This is a genomic window from Faecalibacterium sp. Marseille-Q3530, assembly GCF_017377625.1.
In the GTDB taxonomy this organism is placed as follows: domain Bacteria; phylum Bacillota; class Clostridia; order Oscillospirales; family Ruminococcaceae; genus Faecalibacterium; species Faecalibacterium prausnitzii_E.
In genome coordinates this window covers 39,247-54,978 of the sequence record NZ_JAFREH010000003.1, presented here as the reverse complement: position 1 = coordinate 54,978, position 15,732 = coordinate 39,247, and the positions used below count along the sequence as shown (strand labels likewise).

At 48.6% G+C, this 15,732-nt stretch carries 16 protein-coding genes; 13 read left to right on the top strand and 3 right to left on the bottom strand.

What is annotated here, in order from left to right; all coding sequences use genetic code 11:
- Positions 1-7: 7 nt before the first annotated feature.
- The 9 genes from J3350_RS04535 to J3350_RS04495 all read left to right on the top strand — a co-directional run bounded on the left by J3350_RS04535 (position 8) and on the right by J3350_RS04495 (position 10,785).
- A complete protein-coding gene (locus J3350_RS04535) occupies positions 8-2,434 on the top strand; it encodes a dynamin family protein (protein ID WP_207685846.1) in 2,427 nt (808 codons plus the stop codon).
- Positions 2,427-3,509, top strand: a complete 1,083-nt coding sequence (locus J3350_RS04530; protein ID WP_207685845.1) for a hypothetical protein — start codon at positions 2,427-2,429, stop codon at positions 3,507-3,509. Before J3350_RS04535 ends, J3350_RS04530 begins: the two co-directional genes overlap by 8 nt.
- 94 nt (positions 3,510-3,603) lie before the next feature.
- Complete coding sequence (locus J3350_RS04525; protein ID WP_207685844.1) at positions 3,604-4,701, top strand: hypothetical protein; 1,098 nt, start codon at positions 3,604-3,606, stop codon at positions 4,699-4,701.
- Positions 4,694-5,011 carry a hypothetical protein gene (locus tag J3350_RS04520; protein ID WP_207685843.1) on the top strand — a complete coding sequence of 106 codons (318 nt, stop codon included), beginning with the start codon at positions 4,694-4,696 and terminating at the stop codon, positions 5,009-5,011. The genes J3350_RS04525 and J3350_RS04520 overlap by 8 nt, the downstream gene beginning before the upstream one ends.
- 49 nt (positions 5,012-5,060) lie before the next feature.
- A complete protein-coding gene (locus J3350_RS04515) occupies positions 5,061-6,002 on the top strand; it encodes a WYL domain-containing protein (protein WP_207685842.1) in 942 nt (313 codons plus the stop codon).
- 30 nt (positions 6,003-6,032) lie between these two features.
- Positions 6,033-7,385: an OmpH family outer membrane protein gene (locus J3350_RS04510; RefSeq protein WP_207685841.1), complete on the top strand. Its 1,353-nt coding sequence runs from the start codon at positions 6,033-6,035 to the stop codon at positions 7,383-7,385.
- A gap of 20 nt (positions 7,386-7,405) precedes the next feature.
- A complete protein-coding gene (locus tag J3350_RS04505) occupies positions 7,406-8,440 on the top strand; it encodes a hypothetical protein (protein WP_207685840.1) in 1,035 nt (344 codons plus the stop codon).
- 105 nt (positions 8,441-8,545) lie between these two features.
- Complete coding sequence (locus J3350_RS04500) at positions 8,546-8,908, top strand: helix-turn-helix domain-containing protein (protein WP_015537470.1); 363 nt, start codon at positions 8,546-8,548, stop codon at positions 8,906-8,908.
- Between the two features lie 266 nt (positions 8,909-9,174).
- Entirely contained in the window at positions 9,175-10,785 is a 1,611-nt protein-coding gene (locus J3350_RS04495) for a hypothetical protein (RefSeq protein ID WP_207685839.1), read from the top strand.
- Between the two features lie 100 nt (positions 10,786-10,885).
- Here J3350_RS04495 and J3350_RS04490 read toward each other — a convergent pair whose 3' ends face one another.
- From J3350_RS04490 to J3350_RS04480, 3 genes are all read right to left on the bottom strand, one after another.
- Positions 10,886-11,062 (bottom strand): helix-turn-helix domain-containing protein, encoded by a 177-nt coding sequence (locus J3350_RS04490; RefSeq protein WP_005920908.1) that lies wholly within the window; start codon positions 11,060-11,062, stop codon positions 10,886-10,888.
- A 71-nt stretch (positions 11,063-11,133) separates the two neighbouring features.
- Positions 11,134-12,243, bottom strand: a complete 1,110-nt coding sequence (locus J3350_RS04485; protein WP_242700133.1) for a hypothetical protein — start codon at positions 12,241-12,243, stop codon at positions 11,134-11,136.
- Positions 12,244-12,385: 142 nt separating this feature from the next.
- The gene (locus tag J3350_RS04480) at positions 12,386-12,535 is read right to left on the bottom strand and encodes a hypothetical protein (RefSeq protein WP_207685838.1); all 150 of its coding nucleotides are present in this window, start codon (positions 12,533-12,535) and stop codon (positions 12,386-12,388) included.
- 211 nt (positions 12,536-12,746) lie between these two features.
- Here J3350_RS04480 and J3350_RS04475 point away from each other — a divergent pair, with 211 nt between their 5' ends.
- From J3350_RS04475 to J3350_RS04460, 4 genes are all read left to right on the top strand, one after another.
- Positions 12,747-13,190 carry a DUF4869 domain-containing protein gene (locus J3350_RS04475; RefSeq protein WP_207685837.1) on the top strand — a complete coding sequence of 148 codons (444 nt, stop codon included), beginning with the start codon at positions 12,747-12,749 and terminating at the stop codon, positions 13,188-13,190.
- 65 nt (positions 13,191-13,255) lie between these two features.
- On the top strand, positions 13,256-13,528 hold the full coding sequence (locus J3350_RS04470) for a hypothetical protein (RefSeq protein WP_207685836.1): 273 nt from the start codon (positions 13,256-13,258) through the stop codon (positions 13,526-13,528).
- 109 nt (positions 13,529-13,637) lie between these two features.
- Positions 13,638-14,936, top strand: coding sequence for an AAA family ATPase (locus tag J3350_RS04465; RefSeq protein WP_207685835.1), 1,299 nt, complete (start codon positions 13,638-13,640; stop codon positions 14,934-14,936).
- Positions 14,933-15,628, top strand: a complete 696-nt coding sequence (locus J3350_RS04460) for a hypothetical protein (RefSeq protein ID WP_055185450.1) — start codon at positions 14,933-14,935, stop codon at positions 15,626-15,628. The genes J3350_RS04465 and J3350_RS04460 overlap by 4 nt, the downstream gene beginning before the upstream one ends.
- Positions 15,629-15,732 lie beyond the last annotated feature (104 nt).

Below are 15,732 nucleotides of genomic sequence, written 5' to 3'. Positions count from 1 at the left end.
GTGCGCTATGAACGAGGAATTCAGATTGCTTCAACAGGCATCGGAACAACTGAACTGGGCAGAAGAAAAACGTCAGCTGGAAGAGCTGGAACAACAGGAGCAGGAAAGAAATTTCTTTGTTGCTTTTGTGGGGCGGTACTCTGCAGGTAAGTCCTGCCTGATCAATAATCTACTTGGGCGAGAGCACGGCACCACCGAAACAACGACGGCATTGACCTATCTCCGCTTTGGTGAAGAAGAAAAGGCACTGATCCACACAGTGGATGGTGGTGTCCAGCAGGTTACATTGGAACAGGTGCGAGATGTTGACCAGCGCAAGGAACTTTGGGAACCTGACACGCTGGAATATCTGGAAGTGTTCGTGAACAGCGACCTTCTACGCGGCGGTATGATCCTGCTGGATACGCCGGGCATCAACACAGTCATTCAGCGGCACGAGCAGCTGCTGGCTCGGTCGCTGGCATTAGCTGCACGTGTGGTCTATGTAATGGGCGGTTCACCGACACAGGTGGACGCTGACCTGCTGCGTCAGATGAAAAAGCGCGGCCTGCAGACAGTCTGTGTGCGTACACATTTCGATCAGGTCAACCCGACGGAAGAAGACCCTGAGCAGACCTGTGCTTCAGATCGTGCCACACTGGAAAAGTGCGGTGTGGATGCAGAAAATTGCTATTTCGTGTCCAATCTGGAAACCTCGAAATATTATGCCCGAAAGGAACCTCTGCGTTCGATGCTGATGGAGTGCGGTTCCCATGCGCAGGAGGAATTGGAGCAGGCAATCCACGCGCAGACCGTTCTGCTGGCAGAGCGTTGCTGTAAAGGACTGGCAGAGCGTCAGGAGGTACTGAACTCCCTCAACAGCGCAGACAGGGAAGCAGTGCAGAAAAAACTGGATGCTCTGAGTCGACAGATCGAATCGTTGGAACAGAGCGCAGAAAAGCGGGAAGAGCAGATGAACGAACGCCTGCAAGAGGCAGAGCGGAAGCTCAGCGGCCCTGTGACGCGCGAAATGGAAGAAAATCTGGATGATTCGATCGAGCGTGTCTGCAGCAGTGATGTCGCACCGGAGGAAATGGCGGCACTCCTGAAAAAGGAAGCCCGGAATCAGATGGCGCAGCTGACCGAACAAATCAGCAGCGTGAGTGACTGTACCTTGCAGCAGACCAACAGCGCATGGAATGGAACGCTGGAAAATATAGAGATGGAGCAGCTGCCAGAGCTGGAGGTGGACCGTTTTGCGACCTTGCAGATGGAACAGGACAGCGAACGGGAAGCACTGCTGCGTCAGATGCAGGCACTGAAGGAGAACAAGGAGCAAATCGAAGAGTGGCTTACCGGGATCAAGGATACACCGGAATATCAGGAGGTGGAAGAGGCTGTCCGTGAAGCAAACGAGGACCTACGGACGTCTGAAAACGCCTACGAGAACATGGGAGAATATGTTCCGCAGATGCGGCAGGTGGAGCAAAAAGGCATGAAGCCCTCGGACGTTGCAGAGGGTGTTGGCAGGATTGCAGAGATGGCATTTCTGCTGATTCCTGGTTCGGCGTGGGGAAGTGCCGCAGGAAGTGCAGCCAAGGCATTGAAAAATTCGGGCAGAGTCGGAACGACGCTTTATAAAGGCCTGACCGTGGTAGCAAACAACAGCAAGGTTTTGAATGCGGTCGACGCGGTGAATGACACCGTCACAAAGACCAATTGGATGAGCAAGTTGTTTACCAGCAAGGCCAAACGGCAGGAAATGCAGGATCTTAAAAAGATCGAGGCGCTGGCTGCCGGAGCAGCGACGAAGGGCGTCGTAGCGCTGGACGAATTCAAACGGTCACAGGGTTATGATCCGGACAGTGATGACAATCCTACCTTCCTTGATATGCTGAGTGTCCCGTACTGGACAAAAAAGGTTGGCAAGAAATTTGATGCACCACCGAAATATGTGGACGTGGGGGATCAGGAAGGCTTCAAAGAGGAAAAGAAACGCCTGCAGGAGGAGATCCGGCAAAAGAAGTTGAAAGCGTTTGAAATGAAGCAAAAACTGAAATTCTATGATTCGCAGGCAGAAGAAATGGAAGCAAAGCGTCAAGCGGCAGTCGTAGACGAGGAAGAGCTGGAATGGGAACTGAAAAAGCACGAGCAGGAAATCGCAGCAAAGGCAAGAAAGGACGCATTTGAAAAGTGGCGTGAAAACTGCGGACAATGGTATCGTGACCAGTTGCAGCCCGAACTGAAAAAGATGATCGCGGACGCAAGAGTCCAGCTTCCGGAGCGGTTGACCTATTATCAGGAAAAGCGTCTGCGTTCAGTGCGCCAGCGTCTGGAAGAGAAAAAAGCGGAATACAACAAGCTGATGGATGCCCCGGCAGGAGAACACGCCGAAGACCTGGAACGGACCACGACCCTCTTGAACCGTATCCGGGAGGTCTATGCAAATGGCTGATGAAAAACCATTGGTGTTACCGGATCGCGTCCTGATCGGAGAACCCTGTTATGATTTCTTGGGTTGGATGGCAGACCTTGCCATCCAACCGGAATGGAAGCAGAAAAATATCTGGCTACGCTATGGGGACAAAAATGCAGTCACGCCAGATGGCGAAGATTGGCAGGTATCCTCCTACCGGATGCTTCCCGGAATGACGGCGCTGATTCCGCCAAAGGGTGTTGTCCAGAAAGCGGCTGCGATGAGGCCAGAGACTCAGTTTGTGATTTTTGAGGGGTTTCCGTTCGGAAAGGGCCCCACAAGAGATTGGTGGAAGGAGCTGAGCATGGCATATGCGGTGAAGGTCGTTCTGGTCGACATGCCGATCCGAAGTGGAAGTACCGATCTGGACGCAGATAAGGTGGACAATGATGCCCAGAGTCAGTGTGAACGGTATCGCCAGGAGGGAATGGATGCTGTCTGCATCCAGCCGCCGGAGAAGGATGGCACAGTATCGGCCGCAGTTGTCTTGGGAGGAAGCGATTCGCTCCGTCTGCAATGGAAACGGAATCTTCGGGGTAAGCTGGAGACGGTGTCGCTCATGACCGACCTTATGAAATGTGACTGGGATTTTTCCCTCGACGACAGTGTGATGACAAAAAAAGTCCTGTCCTTTGAAGCATTTCAGCAGAGCGGACAGATGTCTTTCTGGCGGGCCTACGCTTTGCAAACTGAGAAACTGTTATTCCAGACGGAAAGCGAGTTTCTTTCAAAGGTGAAGGAAAAATATGAGGATTCCCAATTGAATGCCATTTTGAAGCCGCCGGTCTGGGATGCAGAGCGCGACTGGGAAACTTTAAGGAAGAAACTGCTGGAAGCGTATCGGGAGGCGATGGAGACTCCCAAACGGGAAACGGAAATCCTGCGAAAGTTAACAGAGGCAGAGTATTGGAACCGCGCTGTTGACACTATAGGTGCATTTAGTGGAACGCTGGACGATTACTTGAAAAATATTGTGCCGGAACAAATACAGAAATACGCGAAAACGCGATACAAGCAGATCAAAGGAGCGATGAAAGATGGACACGATTTCTGAACTGGCAGCGGCAGGCTTCTTTTTTGCCGCAGGGCTGCTGGCAGCGGTTACAGCACCGGATTGGATCATTGGAGCAGCCGTTGGCGTCTGTCTGTTGCTGGTGGGTACGGTTTTGTTTCAGAAGGGAATGAAACAGCTCATGCAGGAGATGCAGACCCGCCGCACGGAAGAAAGAGAGCAGACGGCAAAGCAGCTTGAAAAGCTGCAAACGGCACTGGATGAGCTACAAGTCTCGGAGGAAAAGCGGCTAGGAGCCATGTGCAGTGAAGTCGCCGATCTGCACACTACCGCGAAAGATGCCAGTGAGAAAGCACAGGAAGCGGCAGAAGGCATCATGCGGGCGTTGGACAATCAGAAAGACGACCAACACAGAAATATTGAAAAACTTTGCGGGAAGCTGGATAACACAGAAAAGGATATCTGCGCTAAGCTGAACAGTCAGCAGACAGAACTACAGGCCTGCCGCACGAAAGAAAGAGAACAGACGGCAAAGCAGCTTGAAGTGCTGCAAACGGCACTGGATGAGCTGCAAGCCTCGGAAAAAAAGGGTCTGGAAGCAGTATGCAATGAAGTTGCCGACCTGCACACTACCGCGAAAGATGCTAGTGAGAAAGCACAGGAAGCGGCAGAAGATATCATACGGGCGTTGGATAATCAGAAAGACGACCAGCGCAGAAATATTGAAAAACTTTGCGGGAAGCTGGATAACACAGAAAAGGATATCTGCGCTAAGCTGAACAGTCAACAGACAGAACTGCAGGTCTGCCGCACGAAAGAAAGAGAACAGACGGCAAAGCAGCTTGAAAAACTGCAAACGGCACTGGATGAGCTGCGTACCTCGGAGGAAAAGCATCTTGGAGCCATGTACAATGAAATCGCCGATCTGAACGACGCCGCGAAGGATGTCTGCGAGAAAGCACTGGAAGCTGTAGAAGATACCATGCAGGTGTTGGACAATAAGGAAGAAGACCAGTGCAAGGATATCAAAGACGTATGTAAAAAGCTGGATGACGCAACAAAAGATATTTGCGAGAAGCTGAGCAGTCAGCAAACAGAACTGCAGACCTTCCTGAAAGCGGAAAACGAAGCGAACCGCAAGTCGATGGAACAGATCATGAAAAACTATTCGGATGTGACGGAACAGGATGTGAAGGTACTTACCGCACTTGGCGAGGAGGTTCGTCATGGATGAAGGCCATTTTATGACAAAACAGCAGACGGAGCAGAAAAGCCAGCTGGAAGAACTTGCGCGGAATTGTCAAAAACACTGGAATACCGAAGAAAATCTGTTTCTGATTGAGCTGGCAGGTACGCCCGAACAGTACCGGAAACTGGAACGGGCAGACGCACTGTATCGCAGCGTGGAGATGTCACTCCGCTTCAATCAGTATCGGCGGGCGGTGTGGTATCTGACGGCATACCAGCGGCTGTGTCAGAATCTCTTTTCGTCGTCTGTGCTGGAAAATGCCCGCAAAATGATTGCAGGTTGGATCGAATGCTGAACCGCTGCCTGCTGCTATATGGCAAGAAAAACAAAGAGGAGAACGGACTGTGCACAATAGTAGGTTAGACCGTATACTCTATATCCAGCAGGTGCTTGTACAGGGCGGTGTGCTGAACAAACAGCAGACGGCTGACCACTTTGGTGTCAGCGAGAAGACCATTCAGCGCGATCTGGATACCCTGCGCAATCATTTTGCCGACAGTGAGCCGCGGCGGGAGATTTTGTATAACTCGGCCAAGGGCGGTTATCTTCTGGATGATACGCTAGCCCGCTTTCTGACCAGTAGCGAGATCTTGGCCGTCTGCAAAATTCTTTTGGGGAGCCGCTCGATGGTTAAGGAAGAGATGTTCCCTATCCTTGACAAGCTGATTCGGGCCTGTACGCCACTGGACCGGCTGAATCAAGTAAAAGATCTCATCGGCAACGAACGCTTCCACTATGTCGAGCCGCAGCATGGCCGAAGATTTATTGAGAGCCTGTGGGAAATCGGGACGGCGGTGGAAAACCATAATGTCATAGAGATTACCTACTGCCGCACCCACGACGGTGAGACCCGTGTACGCACCATCGAGCCGGTGGGCATCCTGTTCAGCGAATATTATTTCTATCTGGCGGCATTCATCGAAGGCATCGACAAAAAGGAGCATTTCAAAAATCCGCAGGATAACTCCCCGACCATCTACCGCATCGACCGTATCCAAAATTGTAAGACGCTTGACCGTCATTTTGCTCAGCGGTATGCCAACCGTTTTCAGGAAGGTGAAATGCGCAAGCGCATCCAGTTCATGTATGGCGGCGAGTTGCAGACCATCTGTTTCGAGTACACCGGGCCGAGTCTGGAATCGGTGCTGGACCGGCTGCCGACCGCCAAGGTCCTTCAGGTGACGGAAAAAGGCTGGATCGTGGAAGCGGAAGTGTTCGGCACGGGTATCCAGATGTGGATACGGAGTCAGGGAGACTATGTGAATGTCATTTCGGAAATTCCGTGAACATAGGTAGCAAAAGAGGGAGAAGAATAGATGGAAGACTGCAGTACAAATACCTTGATGAATATCTCATCCGTCCGCATGGAACCTGAAACAAAAGCCGCGTTCTGCAAAGATAAGTGTGACAGGTACGATTACCTTGCAGCAGTCGGCTGCGGTGTGATGAGCGGTCTTGTGGATATTTTTCTGGTGGGAATGCCGAACGTAAAAACGACAAAGACCAACAGCATTCTTGGTAACTGGACAGATGCACAGGCGGATAAGGCAGTAGAAGCATTTGCAAAGTCGCTGGGTTGGAAAGGAAATGGAACCGGCAGTGCCATCGGCTTTTTGGAAAGACGCTTTCCTGTTAACTACGATCAGGGCAAAGGGAAAGATGCGGGAAATCTGCTCAAAATGAGAACGCAGAACCACCATATGAAGTCGCTGGGGCATTCACCGGATATTGTGGGGCTGTTTTTCTCCCTGCTGAGTCAATTCACCGGGGCATCGGTCTTTCTGGACTCGGAAACCGGAAAGCTTGTTTTTTATCCGGCCGGCACACAGAAACTGCAGGGGCGGACATTCATCGAAAAGCTGTTCTACGGAACGGCAAACTGGTTCGGCCATCTTGTGTCGGATTTTGCAGGCAGCTCTGGCGGCAGAAATAGTACCAGCGGCAAGGGCAGCGGCATCGTTATTCCGTTTTACGAGTTGTTTGGTTTGTGCAATTTTGGACGTTTCCGTGTGAAAGGGCCAGATAAAAAGGTATATGAAAACACCGTGGCAACTCTTGCAACAAAAGTGTTTGAGCAGGGCTACGATGCCCGTTGGGGCCTGACCATGGCGATTCCAGTGGTTCTATGTGACCTGAGCATCAAACTGATCTGGGCGATACGACATTATTTCTGCGATCAATGGCCGTTGACGGCCTGCATCCCCACCAGAAAGCATGATGATCTCCGGGTCATGCTGATTGTAGGCGATGCAACGCTCTGCCTGATGGATGGCGCAGACGCCGCAATTCGTAGCGGCGGTGACGCCTTGACGTTCTGCCTGCATTTGAACCTGATCGCATGGTATCGGTTCGTGACACTGGTGATTCGGGAAATATGTATTCGCCTTGGGGTCGGAAACACGGTGGCAGAGCAGCTTGAAGCATACAGGCAGGTCAATGCGGAACTGGAAAGAGAGCTGACGCAGCTGAAACAGTTGGATACAGAGCGGTTCCATCAGGAAACCGAGCGGTATCAGGCAGCACTCGCCGGAATGCAGAATGCTCGTACAGAAAGGGAGCTGACCCGCGTTCTGGAGCGTGAACTGGTCCAGATGGGAAGTGAGAAACCATATCAGGGAAATTTTGAGGATTTTATGCAGGACCCGAATGCGGTTTTGCAGTTTCGTTGAAATGCCAGGAGGACGGGAAGATGTCGATTTCGATTTTATTGCTCGGTGCATCTGCTTTGGCAGGAGCGGCAGGTGTTGGAGGAATTGCAAAAGGCGGCTCGCAGGTATTGAAAGCCAATTCGACCATGAAAGAGCTGCAGGTACAGCATCAACAGAATCTTGCAAGGCTGGAAAAGCGCAATAAAGAGTGCGTCCGGGACATGGATAAGCTTGGCCGGAAAGAGCTGGAGATTCTGAAAAGCTTTCAGGAATTTTCGACTGTGTTTGAAAAAATCAAAAATCGTCCGGAGTTTGCTAAAATTCAGAAGCAGGGTATCTGTCTGCCTCAGTATGATGGCGAAGAATTGAAAAAAGCCTCGGTGGGTGCGAATACCCTTCTGGGCGGCCTTGGCGGCGCAGCCGCAGGCACGGCAGGCGGGTTTGCAGCATCCGGCGCGGCGACGGCGGTCGTGATGGCTCTGGGAACGGCTTCAACGGGGGTTCCAATTGCTTCGCTGAGCGGTGCAGCGGCGACAAATGCAACGCTGGCAGCATTGGGCGGCGGCTCGCTGGCGGCAGGCGGCGGAGGAATGGCCCTGGGAACAACCGTTCTGGGAGCGGCAACCCTGGGTGTCGGTCTGCTGATCGGCGGTGTGATTTTTGGTATCGCTGGAGGTAAAATCTCTTCAGACGCCAAGAAGGCACAGAAGGAAATCGAAAAAGAAACGCAGCAGACAGAGGAAATCTGCAATTATCTGTTAGACTTGCAGGGAACAGCAAACCGTTACGGGCGAAAACTGGACGAAGTAGGCAGCATGTACCATGAGCACATGGAAAAGTTGAAATGGATGGTGGTCATGCAGGGACGTGCAGATTGGGACTGGTATACAGAACCGGAAAAGCAGCTGGTGAACAATACGGCGCTGCTCGTGAAACTCCTATATGATATGTGCAAGGTGGAACTGGTCCAGAAGAGCGAAGAGGAAGATGCAATGAATACGATCAACACAACAGGACTCAAAGAACAGTATCAGAAGGTGGAGCAAGTTACAGAAAGTCTGAACGCAAATTTTTGAGTGGGGTTTTCCTTTTGAGTCCACTGCACTTTCAGGTTATTACAATCCTGGTCGATTGCACATACAATACAAGTATCACTTCACAAAACGGAGGGTACTTGTACTATGGTGGACTACGCCGACATCGGAAAACGCATCCGTGCCTGCCGCCTGGCAAAAGGCATGACGCAGGAGCAGCTGGCCAATGAGGTCGGCGTGGTGGTCACGCATATCAGTCATATCGAAACAGGCAACTCCGTGCCCAGCCTGAAAACGCTGATCGACATCATCAACGCGCTGGACTGCTCGGCGGATGAGTTGCTGTGTATCGAGATCAAAAAGGCAAAGCCGGTGTTTGACAGCTGGATGACCGAACAGCTTGCAGATTGCTCTGCCGATGAAGCAAAAATCATCAAAGAAACGGTGGTCAGCCTGAAAAAATCACTCCGAAAAGTGTACGGAAAGTCCTCTAAATACAGATATGACTAAAATTTCAAAAACTGAATGCCAGTTGGTAGGCATTGAGTGCCTGAAAAAGCACCCATAAAGTAAACGAACCGCCCCGGTTTCCATAGCAGGAAGCCGGGGCGGTTTTTCTATGCAAAGCTATATTATAGAAAAATTCGAATGGAAGTTTGCCGGATGGACAATATTGGTGTCCAATCAACGCTTTATAATAAAAGCATCAAAATGATTCATTTGAATCATTCCGAACGGAAGAAGGTTACGCATCCATTGAGATAGGAGGAAACATCATGAAAGAACGGTTTGAAATCTATGATGGCAGTGCAGAGGCTAAAAAAGCTAAAGGAAAATCCAAAAATCTGAGCGGCTTTCATCTGCTGTTTACCGCAGCTGCCCGCAGAAGCATTGCATTGGATGCCTTAAAGATCTGGCTGCTGCTGGGGTTCGTTTTGGGCGTGGTGACAGGTGTTGCAACCGGTGCCGGAGTGGTATCCGTCCTTTTGGGGCTTCTGATCGCCGCGGTGATCTACTTCGGCTTCCGGGATGATGTCTACAAAAAAGTATACGGCCCGGAGCATGACAGAGGCCAGTTGCCTTTGCCGGAAGGAATGAGCTGGGAAGAAGCCGTAGATCGCATCCGCCGTGGATTTGCCAACCTGGACGTTGAACAGGTTACGGATACTGCGGATGCCATGACCTTTTACAGCAAAAAGCGTGGTACCTATCAGCTGAAAAACACAGCCGATGGTCTGAAAATGACCATCCTGACCAAACCATCCAAAAGCAGTAAAAAAGAATACCTGTATGCAGTTTTCAGCAGCGTTCTGCTGTCGCAGGTGATCGCCATCCTGTACCCTGAAAAAATCTCTGCAGAGCAGGTGGAAGAAGAAAAGGCGGCAGTCCGGAAGCTGTTCAGCGCACACAAGATGCCTCTGGTCATTGAACTGGCGATTACAGCGGCATTTGTTGCATTCGCAGCGTATGTGCTCTATACTACGTTCTATTCGGATAGTGCCCGCTCCAAATGTATCTCGGACAGCTATCTGAACCTGTTCCCGGCAGAAGCCACGGTAGGCGAGGTGCTGGACGATTTCTTTACGGACGGCAAGTGGGACAACTACGAGCAGAACGGCGTGACTTATGTCAGCTATACCGGCATCGGGCAGAATACGCAGACCGGTGAGAAAATCGAAATCAGCATTTATTTTAAGCTGAACAGCGATAAAACCTTTGGCATCGACCGGATGACATGGAACGGCGATACCATGAATACCTTGGAACAGCTTGGCGTGATCTCAGCTCTGAACGACAGCTACCGGGAATCTCACGGCCTTGCCAGCAGCAATGCGCTGGACAGTGCATTCGATGAACTGGAAAATGCACTGGATGATGCTCTTGCGGATTCATCTTCCAGCGTCAGCATGGCAGAACCTGAGAGCGAAACGGTGAGTGTTGCAGAAAGTACGGTATACGATGAACCGGAGGAGTATACACAAAATCAGACAGAGTCTGATAGCACTGGATATGAGATCCACCAAAACAGTCTGGCTGAAGATATCTATATCTCTATTGGTGATTATACAAGTGGAAATATGACAGAAGAACAAAAAGCAGAGTTCCGGAGCTACGGAGAGAATGCTTTTTATTCGGCATGGCAAGACGCAATGTATAGCGATGTATATCGGTGCTGGGGAAGATATGGCTATCTGGTTGCATGGGAACAGTTTGGCGATTATCTGGACTTTTACGAGGGCATTTTTGGAAGTGAACGCTTGAAGGATTATGATAGTATCTATAATAATGCGCCGACTGGAATGGAAACAGATGATGAGGCCGGATATTATGTAGATGAAGTTCTTGCTCTTGCAGAGAAGAATAATGCGGACATGATCTTCAACTAAGTAAGGAGCAAGTGCATTAAAAATCAATAAGATTGAATCCCGCTGGATTCCTGTTGCGGAGTCCAACGGGATTCTTTTTGCCCCAAACGAAGGATATGGTTTACTGACATTGGCTCATATACTGAATCAGGTCTTGTTTGTAAACCTTCCAGAGTTTTCCCATCTTGAAGGCAGGGATTTCGCCGCTGTTCAGAAGACGCAGCAGTAGATTTCTGCCAACATGCGTAATTTCCATGACCTGCCGGAAGCTCAGGACATCGGGATAGTTGTCTAGCATTGAAAATCAACTCCATTCTTGTGATTCTGATGAATTTTCGTTCTGTTTTGCACGGATCATTTTTTGTTCGCTCAAAGCCCTTGTACCCTTGTGCATAAGGGCGCACATGGAAATCTGCCACATTGACGATCGTTCAGGATGCGACAAGGGATGATCACGTCGTTGATCTCTATTTTTTCCAAAGCCTTTGCGATTTTCTTTTTATGATGTATCTTATCGGTCGGTTCCGGCTCATCCTGCGCTTCGATGTACGCAGCGACAAGTTCCTTGGTATCGTCATCAAGGTTGCTCGTTTGTACGGCTTTCAGGGCAGTTGGAACGTTATACCACGAATGCTTACCAAAATAATCGACGGCATACCGATATAGAAAGAGCGGAATATCATCGCTGATTTTGTCAAAATAATGAAACAGCGTATGATTTTCAAACCGGAACTTTGAAGATTTCGATTCCAACTTATCGTGCTCAAATTCTTTCAGACTGGGGCGCTTTAATTGAATTTCATATCGGACCAGATTTTTTGAGCGTTCCAAATCATCTGGAGAAATTGGATAGCTCTCCTTTTCACAATTCAAGAGCTGCTGATGCTTGTCATAGAGTGCAAAATCGTACCACGTTTTTTCAAATTTACAGCTTCGGATCTCATTGTGCTGGTTATAGTGTAGTGCGCGACCTTTTCTGTACGGGTCAACGCTTCCTGCATAGCGAATAATTTTTATCATCAGCGAGGGATCGCATTTCACATAGAAGTCTTGTGTAATATCCAACCGATGCATTTTCCATTTAACAGAATCCTCAATTTCAAGGAGTCCAAGCTGCTCCAATTCATCCAGAAATGCCTGCTCTTGCATGACCAAACCTTCTGGTGATAAGTCTGTTAAACTTAAACGAGATGGATCACCTGCAATCCGAGCGAGGTTCACACCAGATAACGTTATGTATCGCTTCTTAAAATCTGGATAATCTGTCAATGTGATGGTCAAACCGCCATCTTTTCTTTTATAAGAGTAGCCTTTTTTCGAGGAGCCATGATACGGAATCCGATAGTATTTTCCAGCGGATACCATTTTTTGAATTGCCATAAATACAGTACGCTTCGCTTCGCAATCCGTGTACGTTCCATTCACTTCAAACGTATGAATGGAAGGTGCTAAAAGTGGGAGCTTCTTTGCCATTGTCATAAAAAACACCTCTTTTTGTGATTTATCAGGATGTTATGAATCAAATAGAAATTGATCGGGAGGAACAACTACTATAAAAACGCATAGCATTCTATCTGGTGATTTATGACACTGTTATCCATAGATCGAAATCTATAGCAATTCAACTTTTTAATGCAACAGCAACAACGTTGAATTGCATATCGCAAATATGCTGTTTGAATGTTGCACTAATTTCTTGACTTGCGATAATAGGATGATAATAAACTGCTTTTTGGGATTTCTTATAGGGCGATTTGATCAAAGGCAGCATATTTCCTACCTCTGCCCTTCAAATTCATTATGCCGAATGAAAAAATCATTACAGACCGCAATAAATCCAGTTTTGACATTTGGGGTGGTTTTCGTCCGATCAGACAGGTCTGTTTTTCTTTATCAAGAGCCAACGGGCATTTTGTGTCTTGTTTTGTGAGTGGAAAGAAGGTACAATAATAGCAAATGACTCACATCTGCGAGGTGATACCATGCTGAACATCTACTTTGGAGATATGCCGGAGGCTGTCTACAATACTTCGGTCTATTTTAACTATACCTACGAGGACGAGTGGCTGACTTCTGACTTTGCCAAAGAGGTCATCAAGAAAATTGATAAGTCCGATGTCAAAGGCCCTCATGCGGTGGAAAGCCCGGTTCTGGGGGGCATCTCGCCGGAAAAACTGTCTGGAGGCACGAAAACGCTGTTGCTGATGGCAAACGACCCGGAAAAGGTATTCAATGCCTCAACTTGCGGTGACAACTGCGCACCCTTCATTCTGAAGCTGGCGAAAAAGAAGGACTTGACCATCAACCTGCGGCATCTCATGGACTTTGGTAAGAAAAAATTCCCGGTGGATATAAAAGTCCTGAACACCGGTGATGTGGTGCACAGCATGGAAGAACTGATGCCGATTGCATTTCAGTTTGTGTGACAGCTGAAAGTGAGTTTTTTTGACGAATTGAAATGAAATTCTGAGATTGATGTTTTTCGGTTGCTATGGTAAAAAAGCAGGTTGCTGATCTGCCCGCCATCGTCAGTAAAGACGAAGCCTATCAGAATGCTATAAAAAACTCAGATGCACGGAATGCTCGTGTTGAAAGCGACCGTGCAACGATGCAGGCGATTCTCGATTCCATGAGTACAACGATTGAACTGTATAAGGCAGTGAATGAAAACCCGGCACTCTGTAGGTGGATTCAGGATATGGTTTTTGCCAACACGTATCAGACTTCGCCGCCTGCCAAAGAAGATCAGCCTGATTTCGATTGAAACACCAAAAGATATGTGATAAAATCAACTTATGATAGGGGATTATGCCCATCACCGGGTGCTCGGCCTATCAATTCGCATGAAATCTGGATTTTGGAAGGAAGCAGCTATGCGTATTGACAATCTGACCTTGAAGAATTTCAGGAACTTTGAAAATGCCGAGATTCCGCTGAATCCTAAAATGAATATTGTGATCGGCAACAATGGCAGTGGAAAAAGTTCTCTGCTTATGGGGGCATTGACCGCTGCCAGCACTTTCTTCCTTGGAATTGACTATGCTTCTCCTCGCAGTATCAAAACGGAAGACGTTCGCCATGTGGCGTATGAAACCAATAAAATTTATCAGCAGCGCGAAGTTTATCCGGTTGAGGTGTCCTGTCAGGGTGTTATAAACGGTAATGCTTGTACATGGTCTCGCTCTCTGAGTGGACCAAAATCCAACACTACCTATGGTGCTGCATCGGATCTGAAAAAAATTGCATCTGAACTTCAAAAAGAAGCAGCACTTCCTTCTTCGCAAACGGTACTTCCGCTCATTGCTTACTATGGTACGGGCCGCCTGTGGGCACAAAAGCAGGCGAAACAGAAGGAAAAACAGAAGCTGAAGTCCCGCTTTGAAGGCTATCAGGACTGCATCGCAGAGCAGGCCACGGACAAGCAGCTTATGGAGTGGTTCAGCGACATGACTCTCCTTGTCAGTCAGGAAGGACCTATTCCGCAGGTGAGTGCAGTCCAGCGGGCGTTGGAATGCTGCTTTGCGGATTTGATCGACCATGATGAAACGCAGCGCGTTAAGGTGGAATATCGCCAGAGGTATCGGGCGATTGTTGTTGAATACGTTAATCGGAATGGTGAACATGAGCTTCATCCGATGTCTGAGATGAGTGATGGATACCGGTCTGTGCTGAATATGGTAGCAGATATTGCGCACCGGATGGCTGTTTTGAATCCTCAGCTCGGCGATTCTGTTTTGGAAACACCCGGTATCATCATCATTGATGAGATTGAATTGCACTTGCATCCCGGCTGGCAAAAGCGAATCCTGAATGATTTGACAACGGTTTTTCCCAATATTCAGTTTATTGTATCCACGCATTCCCCGGAAGTGATTACTTCCTATAAGGATGCAAATCTTATTCTGCTGAAACATGAGGGCAGTGCAACACAAATCGATTCTGCCTATGGCAAGGATGTAAACACTGTTCTGCGAAGCATCCTGCTGGTTGGAGATCGTCCGATTGAAATTGAAAAGCTCTTTGATAAATTCTCGGAGCTTCTCCATAAGGAGGATTACGCAAAAGCCAAAGAGGTGCTGGGAAATCTGGAACAGATTTTGGGATATGATGATCCGTCCGTCTATGAGGCCAGAAGCAGTCTGGAAATCGAGCAAATGGAGTGGCCGGAATGAGGTATATCAAAAAGTCAGAAACGGAACCGCGAGACTTGCGAGAGTATAAAAAGAACTGTCGCAAAGCATCCCCGCCGTTAAAAATCACCTATAAAGATATGCCGAAGGACGGTACACGGCAGCAGTTGGCACGAGACCAAGGTTACCTTTGCGCATATTGTATGCGTCGTGTAAGTCTTGATCCGGCAGACCAACTCAACTATCTGAATATTGAACACCTTGATCCGCAAAATCAGTTGACGGATGAGGCAGCTACGGATTTTTCAAATCTTCTGGGCGTGTGTCCCGGAAATCGGAGTTCTACGGAAAATGCAAAAAAGACTTGCGATGCCTACCGTGGAATCTTGGAAGAAGATCAGCAGACAATGCGCTTGAATCCGCTGGATGAAGCTCAGATGGATACAATCTTCTACCAAAGAAATGGTGAGATAGGATCAACCGACACGGAACTTAACAAGGAACTTTCCGACAAGCTCAACCTGAACAGTGAAGCGGCCTACTTACCGCAAAATCGTGAAACTGCTTACAGTCAGTTGGTAAGATTTCTGAAAGCCAAAAAGCCCATAGGTGAATGGTCAAAGCCATTTCTTCAGCAGGCATGGCAGTTGTTTTGTACGCCGGACAAAACAGGGCTCTATCGGGAATATGTTGGGGTCTATGAATACTGGCTCAAGCATTGGATGAAGAAGTGATTTCGTGCTAAGTGTTAGTCTGCTATACCGGTGCTTGAAACACAAAGTCTGCTGCCAGGCTCAATATCATGTGTTTTATAGCCTACTTAAAATAAAAACGGCAT